The sequence below is a fragment of the Erwinia sp. AK-PDG3-5 genome, from assembly GCF_056821705.1.
Genome location: NZ_CM165967.1, coordinates 3,486,137 through 3,501,281, shown reverse-complemented (window position 1 = coordinate 3,501,281; position 15,145 = coordinate 3,486,137). Strand labels below are relative to the sequence as shown.

Annotated in this window: 16 protein-coding genes; 1 reads left to right on the top strand and 15 read right to left on the bottom strand. The window is 53.6% G+C overall.

The genetic code is table 11. The features are described from left to right. Positions 1–116 precede the first annotated feature (116 nt). Positions 117–452, top strand: coding sequence for an SMR family transporter (locus AC1UKS_RS16255; RefSeq protein ID WP_482434541.1), 336 nt, complete (start codon positions 117–119; stop codon positions 450–452). Positions 453–547: 95 nt separating this feature from the next. Here the strand turns inward: AC1UKS_RS16255 and AC1UKS_RS16250 are convergent, their stop codons facing one another. From AC1UKS_RS16250 to AC1UKS_RS16180, 15 genes are all read right to left on the bottom strand, one after another. Beyond that, positions 548–784 (bottom strand): putative hemolysin, encoded by a 237-nt coding sequence (locus tag AC1UKS_RS16250; protein WP_482434539.1) that lies wholly within the window; start codon positions 782–784, stop codon positions 548–550. A 121-nt stretch (positions 785–905) separates the two neighbouring features. Beyond that, positions 906–1,388, bottom strand: coding sequence for a hypothetical protein (locus AC1UKS_RS16245; protein WP_482434538.1), 483 nt, complete (start codon positions 1,386–1,388; stop codon positions 906–908). Positions 1,389–1,390: 2 nt separating this feature from the next. Beyond that, positions 1,391–2,239 carry a winged helix-turn-helix domain-containing protein gene (locus AC1UKS_RS16240; RefSeq protein WP_482434536.1) on the bottom strand — a complete coding sequence of 283 codons (849 nt, stop codon included), beginning with the start codon at positions 2,237–2,239 and terminating at the stop codon, positions 1,391–1,393. A 339-nt stretch (positions 2,240–2,578) separates the two neighbouring features. Next, a complete protein-coding gene (locus AC1UKS_RS16235; protein WP_482434535.1) occupies positions 2,579–3,010 on the bottom strand; it encodes a PTS mannitol transporter subunit IIA in 432 nt (143 codons plus the stop codon). A 36-nt stretch (positions 3,011–3,046) separates the two neighbouring features. Continuing rightward, entirely contained in the window at positions 3,047–4,444 is a 1,398-nt protein-coding gene (locus AC1UKS_RS16230) for a sugar porter family MFS transporter (RefSeq protein WP_482434533.1), read from the bottom strand. Between the two features lie 531 nt (positions 4,445–4,975). Continuing rightward, positions 4,976–5,203 (bottom strand): hypothetical protein, encoded by a 228-nt coding sequence (locus AC1UKS_RS16225; protein WP_482434532.1) that lies wholly within the window; start codon positions 5,201–5,203, stop codon positions 4,976–4,978. A gap of 102 nt (positions 5,204–5,305) precedes the next feature. Further along, positions 5,306–7,507, bottom strand: coding sequence for a ferric-rhodotorulic acid/ferric-coprogen receptor FhuE (fhuE, locus tag AC1UKS_RS16220; protein WP_482434530.1), 2,202 nt, complete (start codon positions 7,505–7,507; stop codon positions 5,306–5,308). 161 nt (positions 7,508–7,668) lie between these two features. Further along, positions 7,669–8,295 carry a DUF1109 domain-containing protein gene (locus AC1UKS_RS16215; protein WP_482434529.1) on the bottom strand — a complete coding sequence of 209 codons (627 nt, stop codon included), beginning with the start codon at positions 8,293–8,295 and terminating at the stop codon, positions 7,669–7,671. Further along, complete coding sequence (locus AC1UKS_RS16210; RefSeq protein ID WP_482434527.1) at positions 8,282–8,848, bottom strand: sigma-70 family RNA polymerase sigma factor; 567 nt, start codon at positions 8,846–8,848, stop codon at positions 8,282–8,284. The genes AC1UKS_RS16215 and AC1UKS_RS16210 overlap by 14 nt, the downstream gene beginning before the upstream one ends. Positions 8,849–8,878: 30 nt before the next feature. Then, positions 8,879–10,111: a protein-disulfide reductase DsbD family protein gene (locus AC1UKS_RS16205; protein WP_482434525.1), complete on the bottom strand. Its 1,233-nt coding sequence runs from the start codon at positions 10,109–10,111 to the stop codon at positions 8,879–8,881. Positions 10,112–10,153: 42 nt separating this feature from the next. Then, on the bottom strand, positions 10,154–10,717 hold the full coding sequence (locus tag AC1UKS_RS16200) for a peroxiredoxin (protein ID WP_482434523.1): 564 nt from the start codon (positions 10,715–10,717) through the stop codon (positions 10,154–10,156). A gap of 177 nt (positions 10,718–10,894) precedes the next feature. Beyond that, positions 10,895–12,214 carry an MFS transporter gene (locus AC1UKS_RS16195; protein WP_482434522.1) on the bottom strand — a complete coding sequence of 440 codons (1,320 nt, stop codon included), beginning with the start codon at positions 12,212–12,214 and terminating at the stop codon, positions 10,895–10,897. Beyond that, a complete protein-coding gene (locus tag AC1UKS_RS16190; RefSeq protein WP_482434521.1) occupies positions 12,211–12,858 on the bottom strand; it encodes a hypothetical protein in 648 nt (215 codons plus the stop codon). Before AC1UKS_RS16190 ends, AC1UKS_RS16195 begins: the two co-directional genes overlap by 4 nt. Before the next feature lie 59 nt (positions 12,859–12,917). Further along, positions 12,918–14,279, bottom strand: a complete 1,362-nt coding sequence (locus AC1UKS_RS16185; protein ID WP_482434519.1) for an amidase — start codon at positions 14,277–14,279, stop codon at positions 12,918–12,920. Between the two features lie 42 nt (positions 14,280–14,321). Beyond that, entirely contained in the window at positions 14,322–15,032 is a 711-nt protein-coding gene (locus tag AC1UKS_RS16180; protein WP_482434517.1) for a DUF2848 domain-containing protein, read from the bottom strand. Between the last annotated feature and the right edge of the window lie 113 nt (positions 15,033–15,145).

The following is a 15,145-nucleotide window of genomic DNA, read 5'->3' as shown; positions in this document are numbered from 1 at the left end:
ATAAACTTGAATTCCAAATCAGGCCAAAAACATAGCGTTAAATAAAAGGTTGATTATTCAACTGAAAATGAGTCATAGTCCGCACATAATTTCAGTTTTCACAGCAAGAGGGATGTATGTTAAAAACGTATTTTTTCCTGGGCTTAGCGATTGTCGCTGAGGTGATTGCGACAAGTAGTTTAAAAAGTTCAGACGGTTTTACCCGCTTGTGGCCGGTGATCATCACCGTTATTGGATATGCGGTTGCTTTCTTTTGCTTATCACTTACCCTCAAAGTGTTACCTACGGGGATCGCTTATGCTATCTGGTCCGGGGTCGGCATTGTGTTGATCTCAATTGTCAGCTATCTGCTTCATGGGCAGAAACTGGATAATGCAGCACTCTTTGGTCTGGCATTGATCATTGCTGGCGTATTGGTCGTGAATATATTCTCAAAATCTGTCACGCATTGATTTAACATCTGCATGATGGCGGATCCCGGGGTATCAGGAAAATCCCGCCCGGAAACCCTGGGCGGATCCCGCAAGGGATTACACGTAAATCACCTTCACTTCTGTGCATGATCTCGTTTATATAAAGCCCACTCTTCGATATGTTCACCGCCTGGCAACGTACAGTATCCTGTTTTTCCAGAATCAGCATCAATGATGCTCAGTTCCCCACCTTTTTGGTGACAATAAACGGATGCGGGGTTTGCCATATTGAGGGGGACATTGCTCTTCACCGTGGATGTATGACAGGCGGTTAATGCCATAGCCGTGGATAAAATGAGTAGGAGTTTCATGATAATTCCTTAATGAATATTAAATTTAAGCGACCGCTAATTTTAGCAAACATGAAAAAGCTTTATTAAACCCATCTTCAACCAACTTCTGACCATTAGCAGAGCAGGGTGTCATCTTCATCTAATATTCGCTACAGACCAGGTAAGGCGTTGGCGTGGTCGCGAAAATCCATACGCCCGGGCGGATTTTTTTTATTCTCACATGATGTGGTCCGGCGGTGTTGCTGAGGTAAAAATCCGGCAGGTACTTTTTAAGCACGGCGGGATCGCTGCCATTGAGTTCCAGCACGCCGTTTGGTTTTTGCGTGAAAGCGAATTCGCCATCTTTTTGGGTGTAAAGAAACTCTTTTTCAAGACTGATGTCAGATTGCTTCAAACCATCGCGGAAGAACGTTCCGTTCATCGAGGTAAAACCATCGCCATGATTGAGATTATAATTAATTGATAAACTTAAAACTTCATTACCGTCGTGGATGGAAAAATTTGATGTGCAGAAAAAAGTATCTTCCCGGTAAAGTGTTTTTTTACTAAGAAAGTATCCAAGAGCGGCACAGATCAGCAGAACGGCTAACATAACAACATGGTGTAATTTTATTTTTTTCATTCTTATTGGCCGCTCTCACTATAAAAATCGGACACACAGAGTGACGTTTTGTCGTTGGTCAATGCATTTATCGGTTTTGAACAGCGGAATAAGGATACTTCAAGAGACGGTGGGTAATTGGTCAGATACCACCATTTCTCTTTTCCGCAGGTGACTGCTTTCTCAGCGATAAAACGGTCAAAAAAGCCGTTACCTCTCAGGGAGTAATTCCTGAAAACCTGACAGTCCTGAACGTTATCTATTTTGACAAATTCTGGCGCGATATAATCCGGGATAGTGTCTTCTCCCAGTGAGTTTGATATCAGCCAGGTCACACCAAAAACCGCGCAACAGGCTGCGACAAATAATACTTTGCGGAAAAGTGGGCGCCGGTTCACACCACCCATCGCTGAAACAGAAGAAGGCTCTGAAACAGAAGAAGGCTCTGAAAGAGAAGACGAGGTAGCGACATCAGGAACGGTTTCATCGATGAAAATGGCAGGTTCTGGCTCTGCTGTCGATTCCTCATAAACACATTCAACTGGAAAACTCGCAGGGATAAGGAAGCCGCGCTTCGGTATGGTTTTAATTATCTCATCCGAAACACCTGATGAGGCAAGTGCCTTTCGCAAAATAGACATATTCTGATACAAGGTATTGGGCGACACCATCATTCCCCTGGATTCCCAGGCAAATGCGAGCAGCTCATTATGTGAGACAACATCTCCCTTATGTTGCAACAACGCCAACAGACACAAACTGGCCGGGATAGCCAGAGTCACCAGATTGTCTGTATCGTCAATCAGACCTAGTGAGTGGGTGACCGGGTCATAGGCCACCTTGCCCTCAAGGTGATACTTTTTTATCTTCATTGTTATTATCAAGCTTTTTATTTTAATTTAAGGTTGTGAATCACACTATCATAGAAGTTCACGTCTTCCAATCTGGCGTAAAACATTGACATTATGACATAAACTCCCAGATGGTTAGGTCATAAAACGCATCATGTTTTTCTCATAAATGAACCCAGTCAGATGAGGAATGTATGAGTAATTTATGAGTAGATTATTTTTTTGGGAGGGAGTGACATATCTCATGCCAATAAGGGGGGAAAGGCTAGAAATTGAGTCGAAGCTTTTCAAATCCGTTAAACAATCGCCAATGAATGAACGCGACCAGTGCCCCACGGCCTGTCACCGTGGGGCTTTGCCTTATTTCCGATTTAAAATGCGCAGGAAATCCGTTTTGCTGGAAATCAGCGACAGCGCATTAGAAATGATCTCATCACTAAAAATCGACGCGACGTCTTTCAGCACATCTATGTGCTCTTTCTCTTTAGCAATCACCCCAATGGCGATAAACATCACGTTGCTTCTGTCCCAAATCACGCCGTCGGGGAACTGAAAGATCTCCACGCCGGTTTTCAGGATGATACCCGTTTGCGATTTCGGTAAATGGGGCAGGGTGATCCCATTGCCAAGGAAGGTCGAGACCTGATGCTCTCTTTCATTGAGGAAAGCGATACAGTCCTGGCTGACATAGCCCTTGGCCTTAAACTCTTTCCCCACCATCGCTAAAACATCGGCTTTATTTTTTGCCTGACATCCCAGATGAAGATTCTCTACGGTAATCGTATCAATCATTGCCCGTCTCCTTTCATTTTCCAAAGCGTGAAGGGTTTAATTACCCGCAGACAGCTCTTCTTCAAGTTGTTCCAACGATTTATTGGATGTTTCTGGCAACGCAATGATCACAAAGGCGATGGCCAGATAGTTGATGGCGGCAAAAATCAGGAACACCGGCCCAAGGCCAAGTTTAGCCTCCAGCACTGGGAACAGGTAACTGACGATGGCATTCATCACCCACATAAAGAATACCGAGATGCCCATCGACAGGCCGCGGATTTTCAGCGGGAAGAGTTCCGCCAGCACTACCCAGGTCAGGAAGCCCATCGTCCCCTGCATCACGCCAACAAACAGTGCCCCCAGCAGCCAGATGGTGGTGGCCTTCATATCGCCGGTAAGATAATAGTCTGCCGCCGCGATAAGCAGGTGCAGCGTTGCCATCAGGGCAAAACCAGAAATAATCAGCGTTTTACGTTTGAAGCGATCCACCAGATACAGCACGCCAAACAGCATACCGCCGACAGAGAATACCCCGTTCAGCACGTTACAGATCAACGATGTCCGTTCCGAGAAGCCGGCCGTTTTAAGGATTTCGGTGCCGTAATACATGATAACGTTTACGCCGGTGGTTTGCTGAATCGCGGCCCAGGCAATGCCGACCAACAGTAATTTCAGTATCCAGGGCGTCTTAAAGATAATCTCCATGGCACCACGGGTATGCAGCTTTTTTTCCTTTTCAATCTCCATCAGCGTGATGATGTCTTCGTACTCCTTAACCGCACGCGCTTCAGGGCGGATCTGCTTGAGGATCACCAGCGCTTCTTCGCGACGTCCTTTACTGATCAGCCAACGCGGGCTTTCCGGTGAACGCCACATCCCCACCAGCAGTAATACCGACGGTATCGCCTGCACCATTAACATATAGCGCCAGACTTCAGGCAGGTGTCCCCACATAAAGCCAATTGCCGCATTAATGGCGAAGGCGGCCAGCTGTCCAATCACGATCGCCACCTCGTTCAGACCGGTCAGCTTGCCGCGCATTTCCGTCGGTGCAACTTCGGAGATAAAGGTGGGTGCCGTGACCGAGGCGCCTCCTACGGCATAGCCGAGGATGAATCTGGCCAATAACAGTGTGGTGACATTGGGAGCCATTGCGGAGCAGATTGCCCCGATAAAGAAGATAAAAGAGAGCCAGAGTAAATATTTTCTACGTCCAAAGAAGTCAGCGAGCTTTCCCCCACAGACGCTACCGATGGCGGCACCGATCAGCAGCACGCTCATTACCAGGCCTTCGGTGGTCGGCGTCAGGGCCATATTCTCTTTCAGTGAAGAGAACGCGCCGTTAATGACGCCGGTGTCATAACCAAAAAGCAAACCGCCAAACGTGGCAACCAGTGCAATCTGATGTAATCGTTTTCTCTGATGTTGATTAAGGTGCATCGCCAAAGACATTTTTTACCCTTTCTATTTGATTATCCGTTAGAGCCAGCACGGTTAAAACCAAATGACCTCTTTTCCTCTGTTATCGCAGGCTGACAACATAGGGTGCCATTGGCTGACCGGGAACCCGTTTCTGGCTATCCAGCGGTGAGGGACTCACCGAGCGATATCGTCAAAGAAGATAGCATTATGTTTGAAATAAAAATTCTACTTAGCTCACACTGCGATTGATTGATTTCGTTATTGGCGTTTTTTGGTTTTTTTGTTCGATTTAGGTGATTCAATTCCAGCACACAACTTCATGATTTTTATCTTTCTTTTTAATTACCCTGATTTTGCCTGCCCATTTTTTGCAGAAATGGTTAACTGAGAAAAGCCAGGTTAGTATATTCCTTAAGCATTTTATGTTCATTTTATGGCTTTTTTGGAAGAAAAATTCCATTATAAAAGTAGGTGTTTTCCTGCCAGCTTATGCAGCGTTATGCTGAAATTCAGGCAAAAAAAAACCACCCGATGGATGGCTTGTTGGTGCGGGTACCGATGTTAAACCGGTCTTGGTGAGAACTGACCAATCACCTCTTCGGCAACGTCATGCTCAATCGGCTGGTTATGCGCAATCAGGTAGCGCTTTTCCCCCAGGCTGAACAACGTTAAGTCATAAGGTTCATCGTCGAAGGTCAGGGTTGCCGGGAAGGTTGGGCCGCCCTCATATTGCTGGAAGCTGACTAAGTTACCCCCGGTACCGGTCAAAATTAAGATGTCGTACGTCATGGCTTGGATCCCTGCAATGCGGTGTAAATTCCGCATCAGTATACCGCGCTGGACATAAAAGGGGAGAGCCTGCCCCGTTGCGGAGGCAGGCTGAACGGCAGATTAGAAGCTGTAGTTGGCGGTAACCGAGACGTTACGTGGTTCGCCGTAAACGGTGTTTCTGCCGACGTCGATGTTGTAGCTCTTATCGAACAGGTTGTTCAGGTTCGCCTGCACCGACAGTTGCTTCGTCACGCGATAGCGGCTGAACAAATCCACCAGCGCATAGCTGCCTTGCTCAGCATATATCGTGCTGGCACCGTCTGGACCGTCAACATGATCCCAGGTGTGAGTCTGCCAGTTGATGCCGCCACCCACCGTCAGATCCTGCAGCATCGGCAGCCGGTAGCTGGTGAACAGTTTCAGCGAGGTGCGCGGCTGGGTCGGATTCAGTGCCTGATCGTCCCCGTCTTTCGCCACATAACGGGTGGCACCAAAGGTCATCTGCAGATTGTCGGTCACCGCACCGTTGATTTCGAACTCAACGCCTTTACTGACCGTGCCATCCTGCTCGTAATACGCGTAATCGCTGGTGCCCGGGATCAGCGCGTAATCCGTTGCGCCAAGGTGATCCTGCTCGATGCGGAATACCGCCAGCGATGCGGTCACCCGGCTGTTCATCCAGTCGCCTTTAATCCCGGTCTCGTAGCTTTTTCCGGTGACGGGTGCAAGGTAAGCGCCACTGGCATTACGGTAGGTCTGCGGTTTGAAGATCGAGGTATAGCTGGCGTAAGCAGAATAAGTATCGTTGATGTCATACACCAGGCCCGCATACGGCGTGATGTTGTTCTTCTCGGTATTCTCCGTCAGCGTGTCTGCAGAGTATTTGGTGTAGCGCGCGCCGAGGATCAGATGCAGCGGATCCGCCAGCGAAATGCGTGTCGCCATATAGGCTGACTTCTGATGAATAGTGTTGTCTTCCGACAGCGCCTGATCGTCCCAGTCGGGTTCAGGATAATTGCCCCAGTTATTGAAGTCGCCAACATCGGCTGACGTCAGGTTGGTGAAGGCGCTGAAATACCGATCGTTCTGGCGGATATAACTCACACCAGCCATCAATTCATGTTGACGCCCCAACAGCTCGTAAGGCCCGCTGACATACGCATCAAGCGCATTTTGTTTACGTTTGGCGCTGTTATACCCGGTGCCGCCTAACAGGTCGTAACCCGCATAAGGTCCGACGCCGATACCGGTACTTTTATCAAAGTAACCGTCGATATACAGCGCCTTACTGTCCATCGTCGCTTCGGTGTGGCTGCCACTCAGGTTAAATTCCCAACCGTTATTGAAGCTCTGCTTCAGGCTGGCGAAGACCTTTTTCGAGTCACTGTCGTTATACGCCCAGTCTGGTGCCGTATTGGTACTGCGGTCGTAATGGGTTCTGCTACCATCCAGATAGAAGGTAGGCAAGCCGCCCCAGGTATTGCCCGCGATGTGGTTTTCCTGGTAGTCATAACCGACGGAAAGGGTGGTGGAGTCGGTCAGATCCGCATCCACTATGCCGTAGAGGAATTTCTTCTGGCTGTGATAGCGATCCAGCCAGCTGTCACCGTCCTGGTAGCCAGCCACAATGCGGCCACGCACGTTACCCGACTCGGTCAGCGGCGCAGATAAATCGGCGACATAGCGTTGATTGTCCCAGCTGCCGTAGCTGGCCGAGACGTTGCCGACAAATTCTTTGCTGTCCGCATGCTTGTGCACCATGTTGACCGAGGCCGCCGGGCTGCCGGCACCGGTCATCAGACCGGTTGCGCCGCGAACCACTTCAACCCGATCGTAAATCGCGGTATCAGAGAGGGTATCTCCAATGTTCCAACGCGGATCGACCAGCACCGGAACGCCATCAACCTGATAGTTGTCGATCATAAATCCGCGCGAATAGAAGTTGCTGCGGTTCGCGCCGGAGTTAAATTCAGAGATGCCGGTGGTGTTTTTCAGCACGTCGTTCAGGGTTTCCAGCTTCTGATCTTCCATGCGCTGTTTGCTGATCACGCTGATCGACTGCGGGGTATCACGCGCTGTCAGGGCCATTTTCGTGGCCGCGCGGGTGACGGGAACGTTGTAATCCGTATCAGCGGTGGCAGCGCTGTCGTCCGTGGTGGCATTGACCACCAGGTTTTGTTCTTTCTGCGCCGTTTCTGCGGCAGAAACCGGCAACGCAGAGGCAATAAGAACGGCAAGCAGTGACAATGACGGCGTAGAAACGGGGGTGAATCTGGATCCGCTGGCGCGATTTCCCTGGGAAGAGCAAGGAGCAAAGAACATTATTTACCCTCAAAATGATTTTATTATTTTTACTTCGCGAAATGCAGAGCAAGAAAATTCCTGAACGCACCAAAAAAGCGAATGAGAAGTATAATCATTTTGATTGGCAATGCAAAAGAATGTAATGAACTATTGCGAGGTGTTGTTGTCCACGCTTTTCCTTACAGTTTAACCAGCTGGCGACCCGCAACAATTGTTGTCAGCACAATGGTGGCGACAGCCAATAAATGCAGGATTAAATCTGGCATAACCAGATGGATCGGGTGGCAAAGCGTTAGCATCACCAGAGCCATGCACGCCGTACCGGCGCCGGCCGCAGCCAGACTTTTTACTGGATAAATCGCCCGCGTCTGGCGCAGATAGCCAATCATAATCGCCGCCATCGGCACGCTGACCACCAGCATAAACAGGTAGCAATTGGTACCTTCACCCTGACCATGAATCGGGGAAACGCTGCGCATATTGAACAGGATGCTGCCGAGCCAGAATACCGCCAGAGGCACAAACCACTGCCAGCTTAAAGGACGGCGACCGGCAATGCTGGTCAGAAAGGCATTACGGATCGCCAGGGTTCCGGCGATAAATGCCAGCACCAGCTGAAAAATCGCCCATCCCATCCCAGGCTGAGACCAGTCGGTCAGGCTGCGGTGCACCAGCAAACTGGCTGCCGCGCCGCAGGGCAGGGCCATCACTATCGCGGCGACCACACGCCAGCCGGTGGGTGGCATCCTTTTGACCGGCGCCGCGCTTCGGCTGAGTTTTTCAATTAAGGCATTATGATCGGTCATGCTTTGCTCCAAAACGGCGAAGATTAGTCAACGCGCGATGCAAAAGTGACTTTACGGCCGGAACCGTCAAATTATTCTGCGTGGCGGCTTCCGCCAGGGTCATCTCCCGCAGATGTACATGCTCAACGATTTGCCGCTGTCGGGATGAGAGTTGATTAAGATACAGGCTCAGCTCTTCCCGGGCTTCCGGTCGCTCAGGCTCGACAAAAGAGGTCGACGAATAGGTGGCGGTGTCGTCTTCCTCCTCCACTTCCCAGTGACGCTGGCGGCCGCGTCGGCGAAGCGCATCCACCGATCGCGCCTGGGTAATGGCCATCAGCCACGGCAAAAAGGGGCAGGCGGGATCGTAGGTATGGCGGACGCGGTGAATGGCCAGCAGAACATCCTGAATCACGTCTTCAACCAGTACCGCATCGTCAACGTGCTTATGCACCAGGGTGCGGATCACCGGCACCAGCTCGGTCAGCAGGCGAGTGTAGGCCTGCTGTTTTCCAGCCTGAGCTTGCGCCATCAAATCTGGCCATTCATCACGTTGCGTCCCGGATTTAGCCATCCACCGCCTTTATGTCACGTCCTGCTTTGATCACGCTTTTTTGCCGCTCGCCTGGTTAAGGGCATTCACCACGATCGACGGGGTCAATACCTGCGGTAACACCTTCGGTGCACTGCCATCTGCCGGATAAACCACGTACAGGGGCAGACCGCCCTGGCCGAATTCGTTCATCGCATCATCAATGTCGGGGTTAAATTTCGTCGAGTCGGCAACCATATATACCGTGCCGGTGCGCAGCAGCGCCTCTTTCACCGCCGTGGTGGAGAGCGTGGTGCGCTGGTTTACCTGACAAGTAATACACCAGGAGGCGGTGAAGTCCACCATGATCGCTTTACCGTGCCCGCGCGTCTCGGCAACGGTTTGTGGCGACCATTTCACCTGGGTAACGGCTTCGGCGGTTTGTCCGTCAGGCAGCGGGGCGCCAGGCTGGATAATGCCGGTCACCGGCGCAATCACTGCCACCAGCAATGCGGCGGTAACGGCATACAGCAGCTTGTGCGATTTTTCACGAAAACGTCGTTTTTGCGCGATGCCGTAAAGCCAGCCGGCAAAACCGAGCAGCACCGAGCTGGCGAGGATCGTCGCCAGTGCGCCGGTACCGGCCTGTTGCGCCAGCACCCACACCAGCCAGGCGTAAGCACCAAACATCGGGAAGGCGAGGCCGTGTTTAAGCACATCCATCCACGCGCCAGGGCGAGGCAGGCGTTTTGCCAGCGGCGGGAACAGCGACACCAACGTAAAGGGGGCGGCGAATCCCAACGCCAGCGAGAAAAATATCGCCAGCGAGACGGCCGGCGGCTGAACCAGCGCATAGCCAATCGCACTGGCCATAAACGGCGCGGAGCAGGGCGTGGCGACCACGATCGACAGCGCACCGGTCAGCGCCGAACGCACTAACGCACTGCGACCGACTTCGATTTCGCCCGCGCGCTGCAACGAAAGCCCGACTTCAAAGACGCCAAGAAGATTCAGCGCCGCTCCCAAAATAATCAGCGCCAGGATGGCAATAACCAGCGGCGACTGGAGTTGAAAACCCCAGCCCACCGCATCACCGGTGGCCCGCGCCGCCAGCAGGATGCCCGCCAGCGCCATCATGGTGACGACCACGCCCGCCAGGAAGGCCAGTCCCTCGGCGCGTGCCGCCGACGAGCTCCCCTGATGACGCAGTAAACCCAGCGCCTTCAGGGAGATCACCGGAAACACGCACGGCATAAAGTTGAGGATAATGCCGCCTAAAAAGGCGGACAAAATAGCAGTTAACATAACGGGCCTCAGCAGGCTAAAGGGTGACCGGCAAACTCAGGATCAGGAATGCGAAGCAGAGTATTGTTTCACCGCGTCCATGGCTTTCTCAATATGAGTATCCGGGTTGCGGTCGGTGAAGCTCAGCAGGATCTTGCCGTCTGGCGCGATGACATATGAGGTACGGTCAGAGACGGTTTTGCCTTTGATCTGCATGGTGGTCTGGTATTCGCTGGCCACTTTCGCGCCAGGATCGGCAGCTACGGTGAATTTATCGCGGCATTCCAGTTTAGAGAACTCGCCAATCTGCTCGGTATTGCCGGCGGTCACGCCAACCACGCTGGCACCCAGCTTTTTAAAGCCATCGGTCGCTTCGGCAAAGTCATGGGCTTCAATGGTACAGCCTTTGCTGAAGGCCACCGGGAAGAAGTAAAGCACCACCGGGCCTTTTGCCAGCGCCTGCTGCAGCGAGAAGGTCAGCGGCTTGCCCGCCAGTGCGCCCTGAAGTTTAAAGTCCGGGGCCTGCGCGCCGACCGGCAGTGCGGCGTATGCGTTGATGGCAGGCATCGCGAGGCTCATAACAGCAGCGGCGGTAACGGAACAGAGAAGTTTTTTTGTACGGTTCATGTCGGGCTCCAACAGGGTTACAGGAAGTGCGTTGATAAACAGTTCGCTGTTACGCTGCGGAAAGTTTCGCGCAGGGAAAAATAAATCGCATTTTTTTTGAAATAAAACAGGCGAAGGGGAACCTGCGCCGGTTCAGGGCTGGCGCAGGTTTTGTTTCATGAGGGGAAAAGCCTGGGGTTACAGCGGTTTCCTGGCGGTTTCTTTCGCCGCCAACACCGCCAGTAAGGTGACGAGTAGCGCCACCGAAACATAGCAAGATACGGCTAACGTGGTGCTGAACTCGGTAAACAACGTGGTAATGATCAGCGGCGCAAAGCCGCCGCCAACAATTCCCGACAGCGTATAGGCTAACGAAGAGCCGGCGTAGCGCACGCGGGTCGGGAATTGCTCGGTAACAAACGCCGCCTGCGGGCCATACATGATGGCGTGAACCTGCAGGCCACCGATAACCGCCAGGCAGATCAGCACCGGATGGGCGCTGTCGAGCAGCATAAAGAACACGAAGGACCAGACGATCGCCAGCACCGCGCCCATGATGTACACCGGGCGGCGTCCCCAACGATCGGACAGCGCGCCAAACATCGGCACGGTGATGGCGTTGCCCAGCGCGCCAAGCATGGTCGCCATTAGCGCCACCGGACGCGGCAGGTGCAGCACGGTCGTTACATAGGTCAGCGTAAAGACCACGACCAGGGCGTAAAGCACATCGGAACCAATGCGGGCACCGCCCGCCACCAGCAGCGGACGCAGATGGTGGGTGAACACCTCTTTCACCGGCGTGTGGGTGGTATTTTTCGCTTTTTCTAACGCCAGAAAAGCGGGCGTTTCACCAACGCCACGGCGCAGCCATAAGCCAAAAATCACCAGCAGCAGGCTGAGTACGAACGGAATACGCCAGCCCCATTGCTGGAAGTCTTCTGGCGACAGAAACACCGTCACCAGCGTAATCAGTCCGGTGCCAATCAGCGTGCCGCAGGACGGCCCGACCTGAGCGAATGACGCGTTGCGGCCACGCTGTTCCGGTTTGCCATGCTCCATCGACAGCAACACCGCACCCGCCCATTCTCCGCCCAGCGCGATGCCCTGAATAAAGCGCAGGCTGACCAGCAGCAGCGGACTCCAGATCCCCCAACTGGCGTAGCCCGGCAGCAGGCCCATCAGCGCGGTGGTGACGCCCATGATCACCAGCGTGGTCACCAGCACGAACTTACGCCCCAGCACATCGCCCAAATGACCGAAGATCATGCCGCCGACCGGGCGCGAGACGTAGCCGACCGCATAGGTTGAGAAGGCCAAAATGGTGCCCACCAGCGGGTCAAACGACGGGAAAAAGACGTGGTTGAAAATCAGCGCGGCCATGATGTTGTAGACGGTAAAGTCATACCACTCCAGCGCGGTGCCGATTGAACTGGCCGCCGCCAGACGACCGGTTTTTGGCGTTGCCTGTTCACCGCTGGCGGTTTTTGGTCGCAGGGTATCTGTAGATGAAACACTCATGATTGCACCTCCTGCGCGGTCAACTGCCAGCCGAGAGCGTAGTGCATCACCGCATTATGGCGAAGTGCCAGCACATCACAGGCCTGGGACGCCAGCCTTTGCGCGGCTTCAGCGCTGCTGGATTCAATCAGCATCATCGGCAGAAGCTGTCGGTTGTCTGTTGACTCTTTCGGCAGCGGCGTGCTGAGCATCGCGTCCGGCGTTAACAGGCTGGAGTGAATAAAGCCGGGCTGCGCAAACAGCGTTTCACCCAGTTGGGCAATCTGGCTTTCCGCCGTGCCCGCGGCCAGCGTTAAAATGGCGAGATGGCTGCCAGAACCCAGGCCAACCTGGGCGCTGATGGTGCAAACCCGGCGCATCGGCGACTGCATTTTTTGCAGACAGGCCTGCGACCAGGCCGTTTGTTGCGTGAAGGCCGCGTGATAGGCGGGGGAAGTGAAGCTTTCCAGCGAGTCGGTTTTATACAGGCCAAGATATTTGCGTCCGCCTTGCAGCGACTGATAGCGCGTACCAGAGAGAAAACCTTCAATTCTTACGCGTTCTTCAACGTGTTCGCGATCGTACCAGTGGTTAAAATCCGCTTCATCCTGTGCGGCGACGTCGGTGCAGACAAAAAGCATGCCCTGATTTTTTGGAGAAGTCATCATTAGTCCTGCCGTTTTCAGTGTCATGGTGAGAAGAGGTGTTTGCGGTTATCTGTCTGTTATTGCAGTGCTTTAAGCACGGTCTCGATCGCCAGCGCCCAGCTCATCAGCGCCTCGTCCTGCAGGGGTAACGCCGCGACCATTAAGCCGACCGGCGCCTGACCCTTTACCGAACAAGGCAAAGAGACGGCGCAGCCGTCAAGGAAGTTGATCACCGAAGGATTGCGCAGTGCGGCGCCGTTGACGCGGAAATAGGCCTCCTCATCGGCTTCCAGATCGGCAATACGCGGGGCAATAAACGGCACGGTGGGCATTAACAGCGCGTCATACTGCTGAACGATGTGGCTGACGCGCGCTTGCCAGTCGGCGCGTTGTTCCACCAGGCGCTGGCGATCGGCTTCACCCAGGGCTTCACCGCGACGAATGCGCGATACCACGCGCGGGTCATAACCTTCAGCACGTTGCGAAATCAGCGGCTGGTGCCATTCCCAGGACTCCAGCGCGGTAAATCCCCCGCAGGCATTAATGGCGGAAAGCTCGGCGATTTCCGTCAGCGGAATGGCAGAAACCCTGGCTCCGGCCTGTTTCAGCGCCAGCAAGGCCCGCTCAAACGCGGCGGCAACCTGGGTATCCAGACCCTCCAGCACCCCCGTCTGGGGCACTGCAAAATGGGCGTCGGCAAGGTTTTTTACCGTCAGCGATAACGGCCGGTCGGCTATCACCGCATCGAGTGCGACGCAGCTTAAGACGTCGTGAGTCAGGGGGCCGACAGAGTCGAGTGACGCCGAAAGCGGCAACACGCCGGCCAGTGAAATTCGGCGGGCGGTGGGTTTGTACCCGGTCAGACCGCAGAACGCCGCCGGGATACGCACCGATCCGCCGGTATCGCTGCCGATAGCGCCGAAAGCCATGCCATCGCTGACCGATACGGCGGCACCGGAGGACGATCCGCCGGGAATACGGCGTGCAGCGCGATCCCAGGGATTTGCCGGCGTACCGTAATGCGGATTAATTCCCAGGCCGGAATAGGCAAATTCGGTCATATTGGTTTTACCGACGATCACCGCCCCGGCTTGCAAAAGCTTGTCGACAATCGCCGCATGGGATTCGGCGACGGGCGCATCGGCCAGCACGGTGGAGCCGCCGGTGGTGGCTTCACCCTGCAGGTCAAACAGGTCTTTGATCGACACCGGCACGCCATCCAGCGGCGAAAGCGCGTTGCCGGCCGCCCGGCGCTGAGCCGAGGCTTCAGCCTGCTCGCGTGCCCACTGCGCATACACCTGGGTAAAGGCCCGCGAACCTTCACCTTCGCGAGCAGTTATCGCCGCCAGTGCCTGTTCGGTCAGCTGGACGGGGGTCACCGTACCAAGCTCCAGTTGTTCGATGGCCTGTTGCAGGCTTGAAGAGGGGTAAGAATTCATGGCGATACTCCCAGTTTCAAAGGGTGAAGATCGGGTTCAGGCTCAGGCGATAACCGGTAATTCAAGGCTGTGATAGTCGTGGCAAATGCGGCGGCCCAACTGCTCATCAACCAGCTCCATACGGAACTCTGTTGCAGGACGAATGCCACCTATTGCCGCGACGGTGCCGCAGGTCATGCCCAATCCTTCTGCCGGCACCTCACCATCTGGCAGATAGCGGCTTAGCAGGTCATCAGGTTTGCGCAGGCTGGCGAGCGTGCCTTCCTGATACAGACGAAATTCGCCGTCTTCTTTTATCCATGCGCGCAGTATCAGCTGGTCCCAGTGCCCGGCAACCTCCATCATTCTCCAGGCCTGCGTGGCGACAGGCTTCACGCACAGTTGTTTGGAGAGCGCGACGCTGTGCGATTCCAGTTCACGATCGGTGTGATCGGAGGCCAGCGAGACAAAGACTTCGCCCTGATGGGAGAAGATAAACACTTCCGCTTCGCCAGAGCTGGCGGTGCCAATCACTTCGACCGAATGACTTTGCGTCAGCTGGTTAGCGGCAACACGATAGAAGAGGGGAACTGCACTCGGACGGGGCACGCCAAGCGCTTCAAGTTCACTAATATGGTGCGAGATGGCGTCAGGATCGCGTCCTGCCCATCCGGCAATCACCAACATGTTGATGTCGACGCTCAGGCTTTCATTGGCTATTTTTGTATTACTATCAATATCTTGAGAGGGTTCAAGTGTGAAGGTCAGTTGCATCGGGAAAAGCCTCTTTGTCTGATCTGAAAGAAAACACAGTGAAATTTCACTATAACTTCATTTATCAAATAAGCGATTTCCGTGCCATGTTTTGTGTAGAATGTCTAAAAATC

Excerpts from the sequence above, each read along its gene's own strand:
- AC1UKS_RS16255 (WP_482434541.1), top strand. The coding sequence starts at position 117 with ATGTTAAAAACGTATTTTTTCCTGGGCTTAGCGATTGTCGCTGAGGTG.
- AC1UKS_RS16250 (WP_482434539.1), bottom strand. The coding sequence starts at position 784 with ATGAAACTCCTACTCATTTTATCCACGGCTATGGCATTAACCGCCTGT.
- AC1UKS_RS16245 (WP_482434538.1), bottom strand. The coding sequence starts at position 1,388 with ATGAAAAAAATAAAATTACACCATGTTGTTATGTTAGCCGTTCTGCTG.
- AC1UKS_RS16240 (WP_482434536.1), bottom strand. The coding sequence starts at position 2,239 with ATGAAGATAAAAAAGTATCACCTTGAGGGCAAGGTGGCCTATGACCCG.
- AC1UKS_RS16235 (WP_482434535.1), bottom strand. The coding sequence starts at position 3,010 with ATGATTGATACGATTACCGTAGAGAATCTTCATCTGGGATGTCAGGCA.
- AC1UKS_RS16230 (WP_482434533.1), bottom strand. The coding sequence starts at position 4,444 with ATGTCTTTGGCGATGCACCTTAATCAACATCAGAGAAAACGATTACAT.
- AC1UKS_RS16225 (WP_482434532.1), bottom strand. The coding sequence starts at position 5,203 with ATGACGTACGACATCTTAATTTTGACCGGTACCGGGGGTAACTTAGTC.
- fhuE (WP_482434530.1), bottom strand. The coding sequence starts at position 7,507 with ATGTTCTTTGCTCCTTGCTCTTCCCAGGGAAATCGCGCCAGCGGATCC.
- AC1UKS_RS16215 (WP_482434529.1), bottom strand. The coding sequence starts at position 8,295 with ATGACCGATCATAATGCCTTAATTGAAAAACTCAGCCGAAGCGCGGCG.
- AC1UKS_RS16210 (WP_482434527.1), bottom strand. The coding sequence starts at position 8,848 with ATGGCTAAATCCGGGACGCAACGTGATGAATGGCCAGATTTGATGGCG.
- AC1UKS_RS16205 (WP_482434525.1), bottom strand. The coding sequence starts at position 10,111 with ATGTTAACTGCTATTTTGTCCGCCTTTTTAGGCGGCATTATCCTCAAC.
- AC1UKS_RS16200 (WP_482434523.1), bottom strand. The coding sequence starts at position 10,717 with ATGAACCGTACAAAAAAACTTCTCTGTTCCGTTACCGCCGCTGCTGTT.
- AC1UKS_RS16195 (WP_482434522.1), bottom strand. The coding sequence starts at position 12,214 with ATGAGTGTTTCATCTACAGATACCCTGCGACCAAAAACCGCCAGCGGT.
- AC1UKS_RS16190 (WP_482434521.1), bottom strand. The coding sequence starts at position 12,858 with ATGACTTCTCCAAAAAATCAGGGCATGCTTTTTGTCTGCACCGACGTC.
- AC1UKS_RS16185 (WP_482434519.1), bottom strand. The coding sequence starts at position 14,279 with ATGAATTCTTACCCCTCTTCAAGCCTGCAACAGGCCATCGAACAACTG.
- AC1UKS_RS16180 (WP_482434517.1), bottom strand. The coding sequence starts at position 15,032 with ATGCAACTGACCTTCACACTTGAACCCTCTCAAGATATTGATAGTAAT.